2 protein-coding genes are annotated in these 23,061 nt (G+C 73.7%); both read right to left on the bottom strand.

What is annotated here, in order from left to right; translation table 11 throughout:
• Positions 1–117: 117 nt before the first annotated feature.
• Positions 118–12,102, bottom strand: a complete 11,985-nt coding sequence (locus tag JIW86_RS40680; RefSeq protein ID WP_257559762.1) for a type I polyketide synthase — start codon at positions 12,100–12,102, stop codon at positions 118–120.
• Complete coding sequence (locus JIW86_RS40675) at positions 12,099–22,925, bottom strand: beta-ketoacyl synthase N-terminal-like domain-containing protein (protein WP_416237715.1); 10,827 nt, start codon at positions 22,923–22,925, stop codon at positions 12,099–12,101. Before JIW86_RS40675 ends, JIW86_RS40680 begins: the two co-directional genes overlap by 4 nt.
• Positions 22,926–23,061: the final 136 nt, after the last annotated feature.

The following is a 23,061-nucleotide window of genomic DNA, read 5'->3' as shown; positions in this document are numbered from 1 at the left end:
CCAGGCGGGCCGTGAGGAGGACGGCGCGCTGAGGGGTTGTCGGTCGGGTTCGCGGCGGGGAACCGCGGTGGGGGGAAGGGGCCCGGGGCCGGCCCGGGGGGAGGCCGGCCCCGGGGGTCAGATACCGCCGAGAACCGCGTCCAGGGCCGCGTCCATCTCGTCGTCGGTCAGTTCCTGGGCGGTCTGCAGGGCGTCGGCCGGGGCCTCGGCCTTGGCGGTGGCGGGTGCGGCCAGTTCCAGCAGCCGGTCCAGCAGGCCGCTCTGGCGCAGCCGTTCGACGCCGATCCGGGCCACCGCCCACTGGGCGGCCTGGGCCGGGTCCTGCGGCGGGGTGTCGGCGACGGCCGCGCTCTGCGGTGCGCCGCCGAAGCCGTCGAAGGAGAGCTTGCCGTGCAGGTAGCCGGCGATGGCGCGCGGCGTGGGGTAGTCGAAGGCGAGCGTGTTGGGGACGGCCACCTGTGTGTGGCGGGCGAGGCGGTTCTTGAGCTCGACGGCCATCAGGGAGTCCCAGCCGAACTCCCGCATGGGCTTGTCGAGCGGGACGCTGCCGGACAGGCCAAGGACCGCGGTCACCTCCTGCTGGACGAACTTGCGCAGTTCCGCCTCGCGTTCCTCGCCGGGCAGGGCGGCCAGCCGGTCCCGGAAGGCCGAACCGCGCTCGGCGGCCTCCTTGGCCTTCCTGGGCTGCGTACGGACCAGGGCCCGCAGCAGGGCCGGCGGGCGCGCCCCGGAGTCGTCGGACGCGAGGCGGGCCGTGTCGAGCTTGAGCGGCACCAGGTGCGGTTCGGGGCGGGCCAGGGCCGCGTCGAAGAGGGCGAGGCCCTCGGCGGCGGTCAGGGCCTGGGCGCCCTGGCGGCGCATCCGGGCGAGTTCCGCCTCGCCGAGCTGCGCGGTCATTCCGGCGCCGCCCTGCGCCCACAGGCCCCAGGCGAGGCTGGTGGCGGGCAGGCCGAGCTTGTGCCGGTGGGCGGCGAGGGCGTCCAGGAAGGCGTTCGCGGCGCCGTAGTTGGACTGGCCCGGCGAGCCGAGGGTGCCGGCGACCGAGGAGAACAGGACGAAGGCGGCCAGGTCCAGCTCGCGGGTGAGCTCGTGCAGGTGCCGGGCTCCCGCCAGCTTGGGGGCGAGGACGCGGGCGAACCGCTCGGGCGTCTGGTTGTGCACGACGCCGTCGTCGATCACGGCCGCGAGGTGCACCACGCCCGTCAGCGGGCGCTCGCTGCCGGCCTCGGCGAGCAGGCCGGCCACCGCGTCGCGGTCCGAGACGTCGCAGGCCAGGATGCGCACGCCGGCCGCGCCGGCGGCTTCGAGGTCGGCCACCAGATCCTGCGCGCCGGGAGCGGCCATGCCCTGGCGGGAGGTCAGGACGAGGTGGCGGACACCGTGTTCGGCGACCAGGTGCGCGGCCAGGTTGCGGCCGAGTTCGCCGGTGCCGCCGGTGAGCAGGACGACGCCTTCCGGGTCGAGCGCCCGGCCGACGGTGAGGACCAGCTTGCCGGTGTGGCGGCCCTGCGCCATGTGGCGGAAGGCCGCGGGGGCCTCCCGTACGTCGTAGGCGAGGTAGGGCAGCGGGGCGATCACCCGGTCGGCGAGCAGGGTGGACAGCTCGGTGAGCATCCGGTGCAGGTGCTCGGGCTCCAGCGACATCAGGTCGAAGGCGCTGTAGGCGACGCCCGGGTGGGCGGCGGCGACGGCGGCGGCTTCGCGGATGTCGGTCTTGCCCATCTCCAGGAAGCGGCCGCCGTGCGGCAGCAGGCGCAGCGAGGCGTCGGTGAACTCCCCGGCGAGGGAGTTCAGCACGGCGTCGAAGCCGGCCCCGCCGGTGGCGGTCAGCCACCGCTGCTCGAAGGCGGTGTCGCGGGAGGAGGCGATGCGCTCGTCAGGCAGTCCGAGGGCGCGCAGCGCGTCCCACTTGGGGTGGCTGGCCGTTCCGTAGACCTCGGCACCCAGGTGGTGGGCGAGCTGGACGGCGGCCATGCCGACGCCGCCGGCCGCCGCGTGGACGAGGAGCTTCTCGCCGGGGCGCAGCGCTCCGAGGTCGGTGAGGGCGTAGTACGCGGTGAGGAAGGCGAGCGGGATCGTCGCGCCCTCCTCGAAGGTGAGGGTGTCGGGCAGCTCGGCCATGAGGTGGCCGTCGCCGCGGACCTCGGTGCCGAAGGCGCCGAGCGCGAGGCCCATGGCCCGGTCGCCCGGGCGCAGGTGGGTGACGGCGGATCCGGTCTCGAGGACGGTGCCGGCGAACTCCAGGCCCAGCTTGGGCGTGGCGACCATGCCGAGCGCGTTGAGGACGTCGCGGAAGTTCATGCCCGCGGCGCGGACGGCGACGCGTACCTCGTGGGGGCCGAGCGGGCCGGCTGCCGGGACGGTGACGAGTTCGAGGCTGTCGATGCTGCCCTTCTCGCGGATGTCCAGGTGCCAGGGTCCGTCGCCGGCGGGCGGGGTGAGGGCCTCGCCGCCGTGGGCGGCCGTGGCGCGCGTGGTGCGCACGAGCCGGGGGGCGAACAGGGCGCCGCCGCGCAGGACCAGTTCGGGTTCGTCGCCGGTCGCGAGGGCGGCGGCGAGGGCCTCCCGGTCGGGGGTGGCGGTGTCGAGGTCGACCAGGCGCAGGGTGCGGTCGGGGACCTCGCCGCGCACGGCCCGCACCAGGCCCCACAGCGGGGCGTGGGCGAGATCGGACACGGTGTCCTCGGGGCGGGCCGCGACGGCGTCGCGGGTGATCCAGACCAGCTCGGATTCCGCGGTCTTCTCGGTGAGCAGGTGCTGTACGAGGTCCAGCGCGGCCAGGGTGGCCGGCTCGGCGGCGTCGGCCGGCCCGGTGGTGGTCGCGTCGACGACGATGCGCTCGGGGGCGGGCCCGTCGGCGAGCAGCGGCTCGGGGCCCGCCGACCAGGTGGCGCCGAGGGTCTCGGCGAGGGCTCCGGTGCCGCCGATCACCAGGGTGGTCGCGGGCCGCGGGGCGGCGGCCTGGGCGGGCTCGGCCACCGGCTGGAAGTCGACGCGGTAGAGGTGGTCGCCTTCGGAGCGGGTGACCTTCAGCTGCTCGGCGGAGGCCTGCCGGATCTGGAGCGCGCCCGACAGGACGGGCTCGCCGGTGGCGTCGGTGACCAGGACGGTCGCGCCGAGGCCGGCGGCGGCGGACCGCGCGTCGTCCGCGGGCTCCCGCGGGTCCAGGGCGATGCGGACGCGCAGTTCGGTGCTGTCCGTGGCGTACAGGGTGACGTCGGTCCAGGCGAAGGGGAGCAGCACGGTGCCCTCGGGCTGCTCGGATCCGGGGGTGACGCCGGCCAGGACGTGCAGGGCCGCGTCCAGGAGCGCGGGGTGCACTCCGTGGCCGTCGACGCCCTGGCGCAGCGGCTCGGGCAGGGTGACGTGGCCGTAGGCGACGTCACCCTGGCGGGCGAGGGCGGTCAGGCCGCGGAAGGCGGGGCCGTAGGCGAGGCCCTCGCCGCCGAGCTGCTCGTAGAAGCCGTCGAGTGCGACGGGCTCGGCTCCCGGGACCGGCCAGTGGGCCAGTTCGGCGAGGCCCTCGGGGGTCTCGGCGGCGGGGTCGTCGGCGAGTTCGCCGGAGGCGTGCAGGGTCCAGGCGGCCGGGTCGGCGGATGCCTCCGGCTGGCTGTGGACGGCGATCTTCCGCCGTCCTTCGGCATCCGGGGCGCCGACCTTGACCTGGAGCCGCAGGGGTTCGCCGGTGGCGAGGACGAGCGGCTGGGCGAGGGTGAGTTCGGCGACCCGCTCGGAGCCGACGGCCCGGGCGGCGGCCAGCGCGAGGTCGAGCAGGCCGGTGCCGGGCACGAGGACGCTGCCGAAGACGGCGTGGTCGGCCAGCCAGGGGTGGTCGGCGAGCGAGAGCCGGCCGGAGAGCAGCTGGCCCTCGCCGTCGGCGAGCGTCAGGACGGCGGCGAGCCAGGGGTGCCCGGCCGGTACGAGACCGGTATCGCGGGCGCCGCGGGCGGTGCCGCGGGCGGGCTCGAGCCAGAAGCGCTCGCGCTGGAAGGCGTACGTGGGCAGGCCTGCGGCCAGTTCGGCCGCGCGGGCGGGGGCGGGCCGGTCGGTGAAGACCTGATCCCAGTCGGGTTCCTGGCCGCTGACGTGCAGCGCGCCGAGGGCCTCGACGAGGGCGCGGACCTCGTCCGGGGCCTGGTCGGGGTCCTTGGGCGCGCGCTGGGAGGCGACGAACACGGCGGGGTCGGTGACGCACGCGGCGCCCATGGCGGCCAGCACGGCGCCCGGGCCGCATTCGAGGTGGCGGCCGATGCCGTCGGCCTCGAGGGTCCGTACCGCGTCGAGGAAGCGCACGGCGTCGCGGACCTGCCGGACCCAGTAGGCGGCGGAGCGCAGGCCTTCGCCCGGTGCGAGGTCCGGGCCCATCCGGGTGCCGGTGACCGTGGAGACGACCGGGATCCGCGGGGCCGCGAAGGTGATCTCCTCGGCCACCTGCCGGTAGGCGTCGAGCATGGCGTCCATGTGCGGGGAGTGGAAGGCGTGGGAGACCGTCAGACGGCGGGTGCGGCGGCCGAGTTCGGTGAACCAGCCGGCGACGGCGGCCACGGCGGCCTCGTCACCGCTGACGACGGTCTGCGCGGGCCCGTTGATGCCGGCGATCGAGATGCGCTGGGCGGCGCCCGCCCGCACTTCGAGGGTGTCGAGGGCCTCGATGACCTCGGCCTCCGAGGCTTCCACGGACGCCATGGCTCCGCCGCGCTCGCAGGCCTGCATCAGGCGGCCGCGGGCGGCGACCAGGCGGGCCGCGTCGTCCAGGGTGAGGACCCCGGCGACGTGGGCGGCGGCGAGTTCGCCGATGGAGTGGCCGGCGACCGCGGCGGGGCGCACGCCCCAGGCCTCCCACTGGCGGAAGAGCGCAGTCTCGACGGCGAACAGGGCGGGCTGGGCGTACTCGGTCTCGTGGACGAGTGCGGAGCCGCCGAGGACGAGCGCGGCCAGCGGCTGGTCCAGGTGCGGGTCGAGCGCGGCGCAGACCGCGTCGAAGGCCTGCCGGAACACCGGCAGGGCGGCGTGCAGGGCACGGCCCATGCCGGGGCGCTGGCTGCCCTGGCCGGTGAAGAGTACGGCGAGGGGGCCGTCGGCGGCGGTGCCTTCGGCGGCGCCCGCGGGGGTGCGGCCGTCGGCGAGGGCGCGCAGCGCGGTGACCGCTTCGGCGGTGGTGGTCACCGTGAGGGCAGCGCGGTGCTCGAAGTGCGTGCGGTGGCGGGCCGCCGTGTACGCGAGGTCGGCCGGCGGCACGTCGGGGTGGCCCTCGAGCCAGTCGGCCCAGCGGGCGGCCTGCGTGCGCAGGGCCGCCTCGTCGCGGCCGGAGAGGACCAGGGGAAGAGGTGCGTTGGTCGCTTGAGTCGCTTCGGTCGCTTCGGTCGCTATGGCCGGTTCCGTCGCTTCGGTCGCTTCGGTCGCTCCGGTCGCTGCGATTGCTCCGGTCGCCGTGGCGGGCGGGGCCGGAACGGCGGCCGGGGGCTCTTCGAGGACGACGTGGGCGTTGGTGCCGCTGAGGCCGAAGGAGGAGACGCCCGCGCGGCGCGTGCGCGCGGCCTCCCGGGTCCACGGCCGGGCGTCGCGGAGGAGTTCCAGGCCGCTGCCGTCCCAGGCGATGTGCGGGCTGGGCTCGTCGACGTAGAGGGTCTTGGGCAGGGTCTCGTGCTGGAGGGCGAGGATCATCTTCATGACGCCCGCGACACCGGCGGCAGCCTGCGCGTGCCCGATGTTCGACTTGGAGGAGCCCAGGTAGACGGGACGGTTCTCGTCGCGGTCGGGGCCGAAGACCTCGGCCAGCGCGCCCGCTTCGATCGGGTCGCCGAGCGGGGTGCCGGTGCCGTGCGCCTCGACGGCGTCGATGTCGGCGGGGGTCAGCCGGGCCGCTTCCAGGGCGTCGAGGATGACGCGCTGCTGAGCCGGGCCGTTGGGGGCGGTGAGGCCCTGGCTGCGGCCGTCCTGGTTGACGGCCGAGCCACGGATGACGGCCAGGACGCGGTCCCCGTCGCGCTCGGCGGCGGACAGCCGCTTGAGGACGAGGATGCCGACGCCGTCGGACCAGCCCGCGCCGTCCGCCAGGGCGGAGAAGGACTTGCAGCGGCCGTCGGGGGCCATGCCCTTGAGGCGGGAGAACTCCACGAACAGCCGGGGCGTGCTCATGACGGTGACGCCGCCGACGAGGGCGAGTTCGCACTCGCCCTGGCGCAGGGCGCTCGCGGCGAGGTGGAGGGAGACGAGGGAGGAGGAGCAGGCGGTGTCGACGGTGACGGCCGGGCCCTGGAGGCCCAGCGCGTACGAGACGCGGCCGGAGACGACGCTGGAGGCGTTGCCCGTGCTCACGTACCCGTCGAACGCGTCGAGTTCGCGGCCCTGCTCGCCGTAGTCGGAGCTCATCGCGCCGAGGTAGACGCCCGTACGGCTCTCGCTGAGCGAGCCGGGACGGATACCGGCCCGCTCCAGGGCCTCCCAGGCGGTCTCCAGGACGAGGCGCTGCTGCGGGTCCATCGACAGCGCCTCGCGCTGCGAGATTCCGAAGAAGGCCGCGTCGAAGTCCGCGGCGGCCTCGATGAAGCCGCCCTCGCGGGCGTAGCTCTTGCCGACGGCCTCCGGGTCCGGGTCGTAGACCCCGAGGCTGTCCCAGCGCGAGGGCAGTTCGCTGATCGCGTCGCTGCCCGAGGCGAGGAGGTTCCAGTACGCCTCGGGGGTGTCGATGCCGCCGGGGAGGCGGCAGGCCATGGAGACGACGGCGATCGGGTCGTCGGCCGCCGGGGCGGGGGCGTGCCGGAGCGTCTTCGACTTCTGGTTCTGCTTGGGCTTGCCGGTCGTCAGGTCCAGCTTGTCGAGGAGCAGGCCGGCGATGGCGGTGGGCGTCGGGTAGTCGAAGGCGAGCGTGGACGGAAGCGGGACGCCGGTCTCGGAAGACAGCCTGCGCCGCAGTTCGACGGCCATCAGGGAGTCGATGCCGAGCTCCTTGAGGACCTGCTGCGCGCCGATCCCGTCGGCGGTCGCAACGCCCAGGACCACGGCGGCCTCGCGCTGCACCAGCCGGACCAGCGACGACAGCCGCTCGGCCGCCGGCTGCGCCGCCAGCTGCTCACGCAGGCCGGAGGGAGCGGTTGCCGCCCCGCCGACGCGCTTCTTCGGGGCACGGACGAGGGCCCGCAGCAGGGCGGGCACTTCGTCGGGGCGCCGTTGCAGGGTGACCAGGTCGAGCTTGACCGGGACCAGGTGCGGGTGCGGGGAGCCGAGGGCGGTGTCGAGGGCCGCGAGGCCCTGCTGCTCGGTGAGCGCACCGATGCCCATGCGGCGCATGCGGGCGAGTTCGGCCTGGCCGAGGGCGGCGGTCAGACCCTGGCCTGCCTGCTGCCACAGACCCCACGACAGGCTCGTCGCCGGAAGGCCATCGGCCCGGCGGTGGGCCGCCAGGGCGTCCAGGAAGGTGTTCGCCGCCGCGTAGTTGCTCTGACCCGCACCACCGAGAACACCGGCAGCCGAGGAGAACAGAACGAAGGCAGCCAGATCCAGGCCCTGCGTGAGCTCATGGAGGTGAAGGGCGGCTTCCGCCTTGGGCTGCCAGACACGGGCCAGACGCTCCGCGTCCTGCGAGACGAGCAGACCATCGTCCAGTACGGCGGCCAGGTGGAACACGCCCGTCCAGGGGCGATCCGTATCCGCCAGGAGGGCTTCCGCCTGGGTGCGGTCGGAGACATCGGCCGCGAGGATCCGTACGGTCTCGGCGCCGGCCGCCTCCAGTTCGGCGACGAGATCCGCGGCCCCCGGAGCCTCCGGGCCGCGCCGGGACGACAGTACGAGATGCCGTACGCCGTGGACGGTCACCAGGTGACGGGCAACCGCCCGACCCAGCTCGCCCGTACCACCCGTCACCAGAACGGAACCGTCGGGGTTCAGGCGCGGTGCGTCGGACGCCTTGGCCGTGCGGACGAGGCGGGCGGTACGGATCTCCCCGTCGCGGAGAGCGATTTCGGGCTCGTCGGTGAGGGTGAGGGCCGGGGCCAGCGCGAGGTCGTCCCGGGCCCGGTCGTTGCCGAGGTCGACGAGGCGGATCACGCGGTCGGCGTGCTCGGCGCGGGCCGCCCGGAGAAGGCCCCACAGGGCGGCGTGGGCCAGGTCGGCCACTCCGTCGCCCGCGTCGACGGCACAGCGGGTCAGCCAGACGAGCTCGGTCTGTTCGAGGCGCGGCTCGGCCAGCAGGAGCTGAAGGGTTCCGAGCGTGGAGGCGGTCAGCTCGCGGGCGTCGGCGGCAGGAGCGTCGCCGGTGGCGTCCACGAGGACGCGGGCCGGGGCGTCGACTCCTTCGGCGAGGTGGGTGAGGAGCGCGTCGACGTCCGCGAACACGTGCGCGCCGAGGGCGGCGGCGATCGCGGCGTCGGCCTCGAGGGCCCAGGTCTCGCCGGCCGGCTCCGCGTCGCCCGGGGTCCGGGTGGGGCGGAACTCGACGTGGTACAGGTGCTCGGCCCGCTCGCCGGCCCGGATCTGCTCGGCGCTCGCCTCGCGGATCGCGAGGCCGCGGGCGCGGACGACGGGGTGGCCGGCGCCGTCGGCGACGGTGAGGGCGAGGTGCTCGTCCACGCCGGACGCGACGTCGATGCGTACGCGGAGCTCGGTGGCACCGGCGGCGAGCAGTTCGACGCCGGTCCACTCGAACGGCATGAACACGCGCTGCCGTGCCTCTTCGTCGCGTACGCCCATGAGGGTGTGGAGCGCGGCGTCGAGGAGGGCGGGGTGAACGCCGAAGTCGTCGGCGGTCAGGCCTTCGGGGAGACGGATGAGTCCGTACGCCGTGTCGCCCTTGCGCCAGAGTTCCGTCAGGCCCTGGAATGCGGGCCCGTAGTCCAGGCCGCGGGCGCGGAATCCCTCGTAGAAACCGTCGAGATCGACGGACTCGGCGCCCGCGACCGGCCACTGGGCCAGCTCGGCGAACGTGTCGCCCTCGGTGGGGTCGGTGACGTCTGCGGCTTCCGCGAGTTCGCCGGTGGCGTGACGGCGCCATTCCTCGTCACTGCCCTCGGGCCGGCTGTAGACGGTGACCGGGCGGCGGCCGGTGCTGTCGGGCGCGCCGACGGCGACCTGCAGGCGGACGGCGCCGTCCGTACCGAGCAACAGCGGCTCGGTGAGGACGAGTTCGGCAACCCCGGGAGCGCCCACGTGGTGGGCGGCGGTGAGGGCCAGTTCGAGCAGGCCGGTGCCGGGGACGAGGACCGAGCCGAAGGCCGCGTGGCCGGCCAGCCAGGGGTGCTCGGCGAGCGAGATCCGGCCGGTGAAGAGGTGCCCTTCTCCGTCGGCGAGGGATGTGACGGCGCCGAGCCACGGGTGGTCGGAGACGTCGAGACCGACCCCGCGCACGTCGCCCGAGGTCTTCGGGGTGTCGATCCAGTACTGCGCGCGCTGGAAGGCGTACGAGGGGAGCTGTACGAGGCTTCCGGCGCCGAGTACGCGATCCCAGTCGAGGGTGTGGCCCTGGACGTGGAGCAGGCCGAGGTTGCGGAGCAACTGGGCCGGCTCGCCGTGCTGACGGGCGAGGGAGCCGACCACGATCCCGCCGCGCTCGGCGCTGCCGTCGGTCAACGGCATGGATAGGACGGGGTGGGCGGAGATCTCGACGAACACGCCGTGGCCGTCGTCGAGGAGCTGGTTCAGAGCGCGGTCGAAGCGCACCGGCTCACGGAGGTTGCGGCACCAGTACGTGCCGTCGAGGGCGGTGCCATCGGCGACCTGGCCGGTCACCGTCGAGTAGAAGGCAATGTCCGTACCGGTCGGGACGATCCCCGTGAAGCCGTCCGCAAGGGCGGGGAGCAGCGGGTCCATCTGGGCGTTGTGGGACGCGTAGTCCACGTTGATCTTGCGGGCGTAGACGTTCTGCTCGGACAGCTCGGCGACGATCTTGGTGATCGCGTCGGCCTGGCCCGAGATCACCGTCGAGCCGGAGGTGTTCACCGCGGCTACGGACAGCGCCTCGCCGTACGGGGCGAGGAACTCCTCGACCTCGGCCACCGGGCGCTCGATCAGAGCCATACCGCCCTGGCCCGCACAGGCAAGAACCGCCTGGGATCGCTGGGCCACGATCTGCGAGCCCTGCTCCAGAGTGAGAGCACCGCTCACTACAGCGGCGACGACCTCACCTTGCGAGTGACCGACGACGGCCGAAGGCTCGACCCCGAGGGAACGCCAGACCGCCGAGAGGCCCACACCCATCGCGAAGAGGGCGGGCTGGACCACGTCCACCCGGTCGAACGGCGGGTGGTCACCCTCCTCCCCCGCCAAGACCTCACGCACCGACCAACCAGTGAACGGACGCAGAGCCGCGTCACACGCATCGATCGTTTCGGCGAAGACCGGGTTCTGCGCGAGGAGTTCCCGGCCCATGCCGACCCACTGGCTGCCCTGACCCGGGTAGACGAAGACGACCTTGCCGCGCTCCTGCGCGCTCCCGGTCACCACCGCGTCGTGCGAGTCACCCTCGGCCAGCGCGCGCAGCGCCTCCACCAGACCGGCGGAGTCGGCCGCCACCACACTCGCCCGCGACTCGAAGTGCGAACGATGCCGGGCAGCCGTCACCGCCACGTCAGCCAGCGGAAGCTCAATGCGCCCGGAAGACAGCCAGTCCGCCCAACGGCCCGCCTGCTCGCGCAGCGCAGCCTCGTCGCGCCCGGAGACGACCACCGGAAGCGGTGCTGCTCCGGTCGGTTCGCCGGACGGGGCCTGGGTGGCCGTCGGGGGCTCCTCCAGCACCACGTGGGCGTTGGTACCGCTCAGGCCGAAGGACGAGACGCCCGCGCGGCGGGTGCGCTCCGCGCCCCGCTCCCACGCACGCGCGTCGTTCAGCAGCTCGAGCCCGCTGCTCTTCCACTCGATGTGCGGGCTGGGCTCCTCGGCGTGCAGGGTCTTCGGGAGCACGCCGTGCTCGAGCGCGAGGACCATCTTGATCACGCCGATGACACCGGCAGCCGCCTGCGCGTGCCCGATGTTCGACTTGGAGGAGCCCAGGTAGACGGGACGCTTCCCGTCCCGGTCGGGGCCGAAGACCTCGGCCAGCGCGCCCGCTTCGATCGGGTCGCCGAGCGGGGTGCCGGTGCCGTGCGCCTCGATCGCGTCGATGTCGGCGGGGGTCAGCCGGGCCGCTTCCAGGGCGTCGTGGATGACGCGCTGCTGCGAGGGGCCGTTGGGGGCGGTCAGACCCTGGCTGCGGCCGTCCTGGTTGACGGCGGAGCCGCGGATGACGGCCAGGACCGGGTCTCCGTCTCGCTGCGCGGCCGACAGCTTCTTCAGGACGATCACGCCCGCGCCCTCGGCCCAGCCCGCGCCGTCGGCGCCCGCCGAGAACGACTTGCAGCGGCCGTCGGCCGCCATGCCCTTCAGCCGGGAGAACTCCACGAACAGCGCCGGGGTGCTCATCACGGTTACGCCGCCGGCCAGGGCGAGCTCGCACTCGCCCTGGCGAAGGGCCTGGACGGCCAGGTGGATGGAGACGAGCGAGGAGGAGCAGGCGGTGTCGACGGTGACGGCCGGGCCCTGGAGGCCCAGCGTGTAGGAGACGCGGCCCGAGACGACGCTGCTCGCGTTGCCGGTGCTGTACCCGTCGAGGGCGTTGAGGTCGTGGCCCTGCTGGTTGCCGTAGTCGGAGCTCATCGTGCCGAGGTAGACGCCCGTACGGCTCTCGCTGAGCGAGTCGGGGCGGACGCCGGCCCGTTCGAGGGCCTCCCACGAGGTCTCCAGGACGAGCCGCTGCTGCGGGTCCATCGACAGCGCCTCACGCGGCGAGATGCCGAAGAACGGGGCGTCGAAGCCCTCGGCTCCGTCGATGAAGCCGCCCTCGCGGGCGTAGCTCTTGCCGACGGCCTCCGGGTCCGGGTCGTAAACCCCGAGGCTGTCCCAGCGGGACGGCAGGCCGCCGACGGCGTCGCCGCCGGAGGCGAGCAGCTCCCAGAAACCCTCCGGGGTGTCGATCCCGCCGGGCAGGCGGCAGGCCATCGACACGACCGCGATCGGCTCCGTACGTGAGGCCCGCTCGGCGTTGAGTTCCTTCTCGGTCTCGACGAGCGCGTTCGCCGTGCGCCGCAGGTACGCCTCGAGCTTTTCGAGCTTCTCGACTTCGGACGCGCTCATTCACTCACTCCAAGCTTGCGATCCAGGAACTGAAGGAGGTCATCGGTGCTGTCGCCGCCGAGTTCGGCTTCGGTCTCGGCGGCTTCTGCTGCGTCGGCCGGTCCGGACGCGGCGGAGGCCTTGGCCAGGCCGTCCCGCAGGGCCAGCAGCCCGGCGGCCAGGCCCGGCTCCTCGAGTTGTTTCGGTGTCGCGGAACGCAGGAGTTCCACGAGGTTGTCGATCTGGTTCTTCGTCACACGCTGTCCGGTCCGTGCCGCTCCCCCGGCTCCCACGGCCAGCTTGTCGAGGAGCAGGCCGGCGATGGCGGTGGGCGTCGGGTAGTCGAAGGCGAGCGTGGAGGGCAGCGAGATGCCGGTCTCGGCGGAGAGGCGGCGGCGCAGCTCGACGGCCATCAGGGAGTCCATGCCGAGCTCCTTGAGTACCTGCTGCGCGCCGACGCCTGCGGTGCCGGAGGCGCCGAGTACCACGGCTGCCTCGCGCTGCACGAGCTGGGCGAGCCGCGGCAGTCGCTCGCCTTCCGGCAGGGCGGTCAGCTGCTCCCGCAGTCCGTTCCCGCCGGTCGCCGCCTCGCCGCCCGCGCGCTTGCGCGGGGCGCGCAGGAGGCCGCGCAGCAGGGCGGGGGCGTCGCCGCCGTTGTCCAGCTCGCGTTGCAGCGGCGTGAGTTCGAGGCGTACGGGGACCAGGTGCGGCTGGGCCGAAGCCAGGGCCGCGTCCATGGCCGCCAGGGCCTGCGGTTCGCTGAGGGCGGCGATGCCGCGCCTGCGCATGCGGGCGAGTTCGGCCTGTCCGAGGGTGGCAGTGAGGCCTTGCCCGGCCTGCTGCCACAGTCCCCACGACAGGCTCGTCGCGGGAAGGCCATCGGCACGGCGGTGGGCCGCGAGAGCGTCCAGGAAGGTGTTCGCCGCCGCGTAGTTGCTCTGACCCGCACCACCGAGAACACCGGCAGCCGAGGAGAACAACACGAACGCCGCAAGGTCCAAGCCCTGCGTCAGCTCGTGCAGGTGAAGGGCTGCTTCGGCCTTCGGCTGCCAGACACGGGCCAGACGCTCCGCGTCCTGCGAGACGAGCAGACCATCGTCCAGTACGGCAGCCAGGTGGAACACGCCCGTCCAGGGGCGCTCGGGCGCTGCCAGGAGTGCTTCGGCCTGGCTGCGGTCCGAGACATCGGCCGCGAGGATCCGTACGCTCTCGGCGCCGGCCGACTCCAGCTCGGCCACCAGCTCACCGGCCCCCGGAGCCTCCATACCGCGCCGGGACGTCAGTACGAGATGCCGTACGCCGTGCACCGACACCAGATGACGGGCAACCGCCCGACCCAGCTCACCCGTACCACCCGTCACCAGAACGGATCCGTCCGCCGCGAACTCCGGCAGCTCACCGCCGACCTCCGCACGCACCAGACGCGCCACCCGGATCTCACCACCGCGCACCGCCAGCTCCGGCTCACCGGTGACCGACAGGGCCTGGGGCAGCAGGGCGTCATCGGCTCCGCCGTCGGGGCCGAGGTCGATGAGGCGGATCACACGGTCGGCGTGTTCGGCGCGGGCCGCCCGGACCAGGCCCCACAGCGGGGCGTGGGCCAGGTCGGCTACACCGTCGCCCGTGTCCACGGCCGAGCGGGTCACCCAGACGAGCTCGGCCCCGGCCAGCCGGGGTTCTGCGAGCAGACGCTGGAGCGTTCCGAGAGCGGATGCGGTCTGCTGCTGCGCGCCGTGCCCTATCCCTCGCGTCGCATCCAGTACCAGTCGAAGGGGTAGTTCGGCCCGCTCATCGATCTGGGCAAGGAGTACATCCACATCAGCCACATAGTCGGCCTCCAATGTTGCGAACATCCCGGCGTTGTCGCCGAGAATCCATGTGCCGCCCGCCGGGGCGTCCTCGTGCGCCAGCGCGCCGCGGGCGGCGAAGTCGACGCGGTAGAGGTGCTCGGCCCGCTCGCCGGCCCGGATCTGCTCGGCGCTCGCCTCGCGGATCGCGAGGCCGCGGGCCCGGACGACGGGCTGCCCGGCTGGGTCGGCGACCCAGATGCGGGTGTTGGTGCGGGTGTCGTCCAGGTCGATCCGCACGCGGAGCTCGGTGGCACCGGCGGCGAGGAGTTCGACGCCGGTCCACTCGAACGGGAGCAGTACCTGCCGGTCGTTCTCGTCCTGGCCGCGTACGCCCATGAGGGTGTGGAGCGCGGCGTCGAGAAGGGCCGGGTGAACACCGAAGTCGTCAGCGGCCAAGCCTTCGGGCAGACGGATGAGTCCGTACGCGGTGTCGCCCTTGCGCCACAGCTCCGTCAGACCTTGGAACGCCGGACCGTAGTCCAGGCCGCGCTCACGGAAGCCCGTGTAGAAACCGTTCAGATCGACGGACTCGGCGCCCGCGACCGGCCACTGCGCCAGCTCGGCGAACGCCTCGGCGTCGGCGGGGGCGGGTGCCTCCGCGGATTCCGCGAGTTCGCCGGTGGCGTGGCGGCGCCAGCCGGAGTCGGAGGTCTCGTCCGGACGGCTGTAGACGGTGACCGGGCGGCGGCCGGTGGCGTCGGACGGGCCGACCACCACCTGGAGCCGGACGGCCGAGTCCTCGGTCAGGGTCAGCGGCTCCAGCAGGGTGAGCTCCTCGACCGACTCCGCGCCGACGTGGTGGGCGGCGGTGAGGGCCAGTTCGAGCAGGCCGGTGCCGGGGACGAGTACGGTCCCGAAGGCCGCGTGCTGTGCCAGCCAGGGGTGCTCGGCGAGCGAGATCCGGCCGGTGAAGACGTGTCCTTCGCCGTCGGCCAGCGCGGTGACCGCGCCGAGCCACGGGTGCTCGGGCACGTCGAGGCCGACGGAGCGGACGTTGCCGGTGGGCTTGGCGGCCTCGAGCCAGTAGTGCTCGCGCTGGAAGGCGTAGGTGGGGAGCGGTACGAGGCTGCCGGTGGCGGTTCCGAGGACGCGGTCCCAGTTCAGGTCGTGGCCCTGGACGTGGAGGAGGCCGAGGTTGCGGAGCAACTGGGCCGGCTCGCCGTGCCGGCGGGCGAGGGAGCCGACGACGATGCCGCCGCGCTCCGCGCTGCCGTCGGTCAACGGCATGGCCAGCACCGGGTGGGCACTGATCTCGACGAACACGCCGTGGCCGTCGTCCAGGAGCTGGTTCAGGGCCCGGTCGAAGCGCACCGGCTCACGCAGGTTCCGGCACCAGTACGTGCCGTCCAGCTCGGTGCCATCGGCGACCTGGCCGGTCACCGTGGAGTAGAGGGCGATGTCCGTCCGGGACGGGACCAGGCCCTCGAAGCCGGCGGCGAGATCGGGGAGGAGGGGGTCCATCTGGGCGTTGTGGGAGGCGTAGTCCACATTGATCTTGCGGGCGTAGACGTTCTGGTCGGAGAGCTCCGCGACGATTTTGGTGATCGCGTCCGCCACACCGGAGATGATCGTCGAGCCGGTGGTGTTGACCGCGGCGACGGACAGGGCGTCGCCGTAGGGGGCGAGGAACCCTTCCACCTCGGCCAGCGGGCGCTCGATCAGGGCCATACCGCCCTGGCCGGCGCAGGCGAGAACCGCCTGCGAGCGCTGGGCGACGATCTGCGAGCCCTGCTCCAAAGTCAGAGCACCGCTCACCACAGCGGCGACGACCTCGCCCTGCGAGTGGCCGACGACCGCAGAAGGCTCCACGCCCAGCGAACGCCAGACGGCGGACAGGCCCATTCCCATGGCGAAGAGGGCGGGCTGGACCACGTCCACCCGGTCGAACGGCGGGTGGTCACCCTCCTCACCGGAGAGCACCTCACGCACCGACCAGCACGTGAACGGACGCAGAGCGGCATCACACGCGTCGATCGTCTCCGCGAACACGGCACTGGAGGCGAGGAGTTCACGGCCCATGCCCACCCACTGCGAGCCCTGGCCCGGGTACACGAAGACGACCTTCCCGCGCTCACGCGCGGCCCCGGTCACCACCGCGTCGTGGGAGTCGCCCCCGGCCAGCGCGCGCAGCGCCTCCACCAGCCCGGCGGAGTCCGCGGCCACGACACTGGCCCGCGACTCGAAGTGCGAACGGTGGCGGGCGGCAGTGATCGCCACGTCAGCCAGCGGAAGGTCAGTGCGCCCGGAAGACAGCCAGTCCGCCCAACGGCCCGCCTGCTCGCGCAGCGCAGCCTCGTCACGGCCGGAGACGACCACCGGAAGCGGTGCATCCGCAGCGGCGGTGGCGCCCGGCACGGGAGTCGCCGCGGGCGGCTCCTCCACGATCACGTGGGCGTTCGTACCGCTCAGGCCGAAGGAGGAGACGCCCGCGCGGCGGGTGCGCCGCGCGGCCCGCTCCCACGGGCGCGCCTCGTTCAGCAGCTCGAGGCCGCTGCCGTCCCATGCGATGTGCGGGCTGGGCTCGTCGACGTACAGGGTCTTGGGCAGGGTCTCGTGCTGGAGGGCGAGGATCATCTTCATCACGCCGACCACGCCCGCGGCGGCCTGCGCGTGCCCGATGTTCGACTTGGAGGAGCCCAGGTAGACGGGCCGGTCCTCCTCCCGGTCGGGGCCGAAGACCTCGGCCAGCGCGCCGGCCTCGATCGGGTCACCCAGCGAGGTGCCCGTACCGTGCGCCTCGATCGCGTCGATGTCGACGGGGGTCAGGCGCGCCGCTTCCAGGGCTTCCTGGACCACCCGCTGCTGCGAGGGGCCGTTCGGCGCGGTCAGGCCCTGGCTGCGGCCGTCCTGGTTGACGGCGGAGCCGCGGATCACGGCCAGGACCTCGTCCCCGTCGCGCTCGGCGGCGGACAGCCGCTTGAGGACGAGGATGCCGACGCCCTCGGCCCAGCCGGCGCCGTCGGCCTGCGCCGAGAAGGACTTGCAGCGGCCGTCCGGAGCCATGCCCTTCAGACGGGAGAACTCCACGAAGAGAGCGGGGCTGTTCATGACGGTGACGCCGCCGACGAGGGCGAGTTCGCACTCGCCCTGGCGCAGGGCACCCGCCGCCAGGTGCAGGGCCACCAGCGAGGAGGAGCAGGCGGTGTCGACGGTGACGGCCGGGCCCTGGAGGCCCAGCGCGTACGAGACGCGGCCGGAGACGACGCTGGAGGCGTAGCCCGTGCTGGTGTAGCCGTCGAGGGCGTCCAGGTCGTGACCCATGTGCCCGTAGTCGGAGGTCATGGCGCCGAGGTAGACGCCGGTGCGGCTCTCGCTGAGCGAGTCGGGGCGGATGCCCGCCCGCTCCAGGGCCTCCCACGAGGTCTCCAGGACCAGGCGCTGCTGCGGGTCCATGGAGACGGCCTCGCGCCGCGAGATGCCGAAGAACGAGGCGTCGAAGCGCTCGACGTCCTGGATGAAGCCGCCTTCGCGCGAGTAGCTCTTGCCGACGGCCTCCGGGTCGGGGTCGTAGACCCCGAGGCTGTCCCAGCGCGAGGGCAGGCTGCCGACGGCGTCGCCGCCGGAGGCGAGCAGCTCCCAGAAGCCCTCCGGGGTGTCGATCCCGCCGGGCAGGCGACAGGCCATCGACACGACCGCGATCGGGTCGTCGGCCGCCGGGGCGGTCGCGGTGTGGCGCAGCGCGTTGGCCTTCGCCTTGGCCTTGCCGGTGGTCAGGTCCAGCTTGTCGAGCAGCAGGCCGGCGATGGCGGTCGGCGTCGGGTAGTCGAACGCGAGCGTCGAGGGCAGCGTGACCCCGGTCTCGGACGACAGGCGGCGACGCAGCTCCACGGCCATCAGGGAGTCGATCCCGAGCTCCTTGAGGACCTGCTGCGCACCGATCCCGTCAGCGGTCGCGACACCGAGGACCACGGCCGCCTCGCGCTGCACCAGCCGGATCAGCGACGTGAGCCGCTCGGCCTCGGGCTGGGCGGCCAGCTGGTCGCGCAGGCCGGTCGGCGTGCCGGCGGACTGCCCGGCCCGCTGGCGTCGGGCGCGCAGCAGACCGCGGAACAGCGCCGCAACCGCCGCGCCCCCGTCCAGCTCGCGCTGGAGCGAGGTGAGTTCGAGACGTACGGGGACCAGGTGCGGCTGGGCCGAAGCCAGGGCCGCGTCCAGGGCCGCCAGGCCCTGTGCCTCGCTCAGAGCGGCGACGCCCTGGCGGCGGAGCCGGGCGAGTTCGGCCTGGCCGAGGGTGGCAGTGAGGCCCTGCCCGGCCTGCTGCCACAGTCCCCACGACAGGCTCGTCGCGGGAAGTCCGTCGGCACGGCGCTGGGCGGCCAGGGCGTCCAGGAAGGTGTTCGCGGCGGCGTAGTTGCTCTGGCCCGCGCCGCCGAGGACGCCGGCGGCGGAGGAGAAGAGCACGAACGCGGCCAGGTCCAGACCCTGCGTCAGCTCGTGGAGGTGGAGCGCGGCTTCCGCCTTCGGCTGCCAGACCCGGGCCAGACGCTCCGCGTCCTGCGAGACCAGCAGACCATCGTCCAGTACGGCAGCCAGGTGGAACACGCCCGTCCAGGGGCGCTCGGGCGCCGCCAGGAGGGCCTGCGCCTGGCTGCGGTCGGAGACATCGGCCGCAACGATCCGTACGGACTCGGCGCCGGCCGACTCCAGCTCGGCCACCAGCTCGCCGGCCCCCGGAGCCTCCATACCGCGCCGGGACGTCAGTACGAGATGCCGTACGCCGTGCACCGACACCAGATGACGGGCAACCGCCCGACCCAGCTCACCGGTACCACCCGTCACCAGGACGGATCCGTCCGCCGCGAACTCCGGCAGCTCACCGCCGACCTCCGCACGCACCAGACGCGCCACCCGGATCTCACCACCGCGCACCGCCAGCTCCGGCTCACCGGTGACCGACAGGGCGCGCGCCACGTCCGCCGCCACGGCGGACGGCTCGGCGTCGATGTCGACGAGGCGGATCACCCGGTCGGCGTGCTCGCTGCGGGCCGTGCGCAGCAGTCCCCACAGGCCCGCGCGGACGAGGTCGCGTACGGGGCCGTCGGCGTGGACCGCGCCCCGGGTCAGCCAGATCAGCTCGGTCCGTTCGAGGCGGGGCTCGGCGAGGAGGCGCTGCAGCAGCTCCAGCCCGGCGGTGGCCTCCGCGAGGGCGGTCGTGCCGATCAGGCGGGTGGCGTCGACGAGGAGGCGGTCCGGGGCGTCCTCGTCGGTGCCGAGGGCGGAGACGGCGGCGAGCAGTGCGTCCGCGTCCGGGTGGGCGGCGTCGAAGCCGAGCGTGTCGTCGCCCAGGACCCAGGTCGGGCCGTCCTGCGGGGCCTCCTCCAGCACGGGCGGGGCCTGGAAGGCGACCTGGTAGAGGTGGTCGACGGTCTCGGTGGCCTTGAGCTGCTCGGCGCCCGCGGCGCGCAGCTGGAGTCCGTCGGCGTGGGCGACGGGCCGGCCGGACGGATCGGTGGCGGTGACGCGCACGCTGTTCTGCCGGGGGTCGAGTGCGACGCGTACGCGGAGCTCGGTGGCTCCGGCGGCGAGGAGCTCGACGCCCGTCCACTCGAACGGGAGCAGCACCTGCGAGGCGTCGGTCCCGGTGCTCGTGTCCTGGACGCCGACCAGGGCGTGCAGGGCCGCGTCGAGGAGGGCGGGGTGTATGCCGAACTCGTCGGCCTTCAGCCCCTCCGGCAGTTGGACCCGGGCGTACGCGGTGTCGCCGGCGCGGTGGAGCTCGGTCAGGCCCTGGAAGGCGGGGCCGTAGTCGAGGCCGCGGGCGCGGAGGCGGTCGTAGAACCCTTCGAGGTCGACGGGCTGGGTGCCGGGGACGGGCCACTGGGCCAGCTCGGCGAAGGTGTCGCTGTCGGCGGTCGGCGCGTGGGAGAGGGAGCCGGCCGCGTGCCGGCGCCACGGGGCGTCGTCGGCGGCGTTCTCCGGGAGGCTGTAGACCGCGACGGGGCGGCGGCCGGTGCTGTCGGGGGCGCCGACGGCGACCTGGAGGCGGATCGCCCCGTCCGTGCCGAGCAGCAGCGGCTCGGTGAGGACGAGTTCGGAGACGCCGGGGGCGCCCACGTGGTGGGCGGCGGTGAGGACGAGCTCGAGCAGGCCGGTGCCGGGGACGAGCGGCGTACCGAAGGCCGCGTGCTCCCGGAGCCAGGGGTACTGCGCGGAGGAGAGCCGGCCGGTGAAGAGGTATCCCTCGCCGTCGGCCAGCGCGGTGGCCGCGCCGAGCCAGGGGTGCGCCGAGGCGGTGAGGCCCAGCGAACGGACGTCGCCTGCCCGCTCGTCGGACTCGAGCCAGTAGCGCTCACGCTGGAAGGCGTAGGTGGGGAGGGGGACGAGGTTTCCGGTGCCGGCGCCGAGTACCCGGTCCCAGTTCAGGTTGTGGCCCTGGACGTGGAGCAGGCCGAGGTTGCGGAGCAACTGGGCCGGCTCGCCGTGCCGGCGGGCGAGGGAGCCGACGACGATCCCGCCGCGCTCCGCGCTGCCGTCGGTCAACGGCATGGACAGAACGGGGTGGGCGGAGATCTCGACGAACACGCCGTGGCCGTCGTCGAGGAGCTGGTTCAGGGCCCGGTCGAAGCGGACGGGTTCGCGCAGGTTGCGGCACCAGTAGGTGCCGTTCAGGTCCGTGCCGGCGGCGACCTGGCCGGTCACCGTCGAGTAGAAGGCGATGTCCGTACCGGTCGGAGCGATCCCCTCGAAGCCGGCGGCGAGACCGGGGAGGAGGGGGTCCATCTGGGCGTTGTGGGACGCGTAGTCCACATTGATCTTGCGCGCGTAGACGTTCTGCTCGGACAGCTCCGCCACGATCTTCACGATCGCGTCGGCCTGGCCCGAGATCACCGTCGAACCAGCGGTGTTCACCGCGGCTACGGACAGCGCCTCGCCGTACGGGGCCACGAACTCCTCGACCTCGGCCACCGGACGCTCGATCAGAGCCATACCGCCCTGACCCGCGCAGGCAAGAACCGCCTGCGAGCGCTGGGCCACGATCTGCGAGCCCTGCTCCAGAGTGAGAGCACCGCTCACCACAGCGGCGACGACCTCACCCTGCGAGTGACCCACAACGGCGGAGGGCTCGACACCGAGGGAACGCCAGACGGCGGAAAGGCCCACGCCCATGGCGAAGAGGGCGGGCTGGACCACGTCCACCCGGTCGAACGGCGGGTGGTCACCCTCCTCACCGGCGAGCACCTCACGCACCGACCAACCAGTGAACGGACGCAGCGCGGCATCACAGGCGTCGATGGTCTCGGCGAAGACCGGATTCCGGGCGAGGAGTTCACGCCCCATGCCGACCCACTGCGAGCCCTGACCCGGGTAGACGAAGACGACCTTGCCGCGACGCGCGGCCGAGCCCGTCACCACCGCGTCGTGCGCAGTGCCCTCGGCCAGCGCGCGCAGCGCCTCCACCAGGCCCTCGGTGTCGGCCGCGACCACACTCGCCCGCGACTCGAAGTGCGAACGGTGACGGGCAGCCGTCACCGCCACATCAGCCGGCGGAAGCTCGGTGCGCCCGGACAGCCAGTCCGCCCAACGGCCCGCCTGTTCGCGCAGGGCAGCCTCGTCACGGCCGGAGACGACCAGCGGAAGGGGACCGGCCGGCACGTCGGCAGCCGGTTCGGCGGCCTCCCGGGCCGGGGCCTCCTCCAGCACCACGTGGGCGTTGGTACCGCTCAGGCCGAAGGACGAGACGCCCGCGCGGCGGGTGCGCTCCGCGCCCCGCTCCCACGCACGCGCGTCGTTCAGCAGCTCGAGCCCGCTGCTCTTCCACTCGATGTGCGGGCTGGGCTCCTCGGCGTGCAGGGTCTTCGGGAGCACGCCGTGCTCCAGCGCCAGAACCATCTTGATCACACCGATGACACCGGCAGCCGCCTGCGCGTGCCCGATGTTCGACTTCGACGAGCCCAGGTAGACCGGCCGGTCCGCCTCGCGCCCCGGCCCGAAGACCTCGGCGAGCGCGCCCGCCTCGATCGGGTCGCCCAGCGAGGTGCCCGTGCCGTGCGCCTCGACCGCGTCGATGTCCGCCGGGGTCAGCCGGGCGGCGGCCAGCGCGTCCTGGATCACCCGCTGCTGCGAGGGACCGTTCGGCGCGGTCAGGCCCTGACTGCGACCGTCCTGGTTGACGGCCGAGCCGCGGATCACGGCCAATACGCGGTCGCCGTCCCGCTGGGCGGCCGACAGCCGCTTGAGGGCGATCACGCCCACGCCCTCGGCCCAGCCCGCGCCGTCGGCGCCCGCCGAGAAGGACTTGCAGCGGCCGTCGGCCGCCATGCCCTTCAGGCGGGAGAACTCCACGAAGAGGGAGGGGGCGCTCATGATGGTGACGCCGCCCGCGAGGGCGAGTTCGCACTCGCCCTGCCGCAGGGCCTGCACCGCCAGGTGCAGGGCGACCAGCGAGGAGGAGCAGGCCGTGTCGACGGTGACGGCCGGGCCCTGGAGGCCCAGCGTGTAGGAGACGCGGCCGGACACCACGCTGGACGCCTTGCCCGTGCTCACGTAGCCGTCGAGGGCGTCCAGATCGCGGCCCAGGTGGCCGTAGTCGGAGCTCATCGTGCCGAGGTAGACGCCCGTACGGCTCTCCATCAGCGAGTCCGGGCGGATGCCGGCCCGTTCGAGGGCCTCCCACGAGGCCTCCAGGACGAGGCGCTGCTGCGGGTCCATGGAGACGGCCTCGCGCGGCGAGATGCCGAAGAACGAGGCGTCGAAGTCCTCGGCTCCGTCGAGGAATCCGCCGTCCTGGGAGTACGTCTTGCCGACGGCCTCGGGATCCGGGTCGTACAGGTCCAGCCCGGTCCAGCGCGAGGGCAGGCCGCCGACGGCGTCGCCGCCCGAGGCGAGCAGCTCCCAGAAGCCCTCCGGGGTGTCGATACCACCAGGGAGGCGGCATGCCATCGACACGACCGCGATCGGCTCGGACTGCTTCGCCTCGAGGTCCGCCGCACGCTTCTGCAACGCGCGGATCGCCGGCAAGGCAGCCTGCATCCGGTCCTGGTTTGTATTCGACACCATCGAGCCTCTCTGCGCGGCCACCGCGAGCTTTCAGGTCCCCGCGGACACAACACGGGGACCGGATCAGCCAATCGGCAAACACTTGAGCCCGGGTCAACGAGGCCTGGTGTGCCCGGTGGCGCGGCCGTGAGGC

Source organism: Streptomyces sp. NBC_00162, from assembly GCF_024611995.1.
Classification (GTDB): Bacteria; Actinomycetota; Actinomycetes; order Streptomycetales; family Streptomycetaceae; genus Streptomyces.
This window is presented reverse-complemented; position numbering and strand designations above follow the sequence as displayed.

What these genes read in the sequence shown, in the direction of transcription:
- JIW86_RS40680 (WP_257559762.1), bottom strand. Translation starts at nt 12,102, where the DNA reads ATGAGCGCGTCCGAAGTCGAGAAGCTCGAAAAGCTCGAGGCGTACCTG.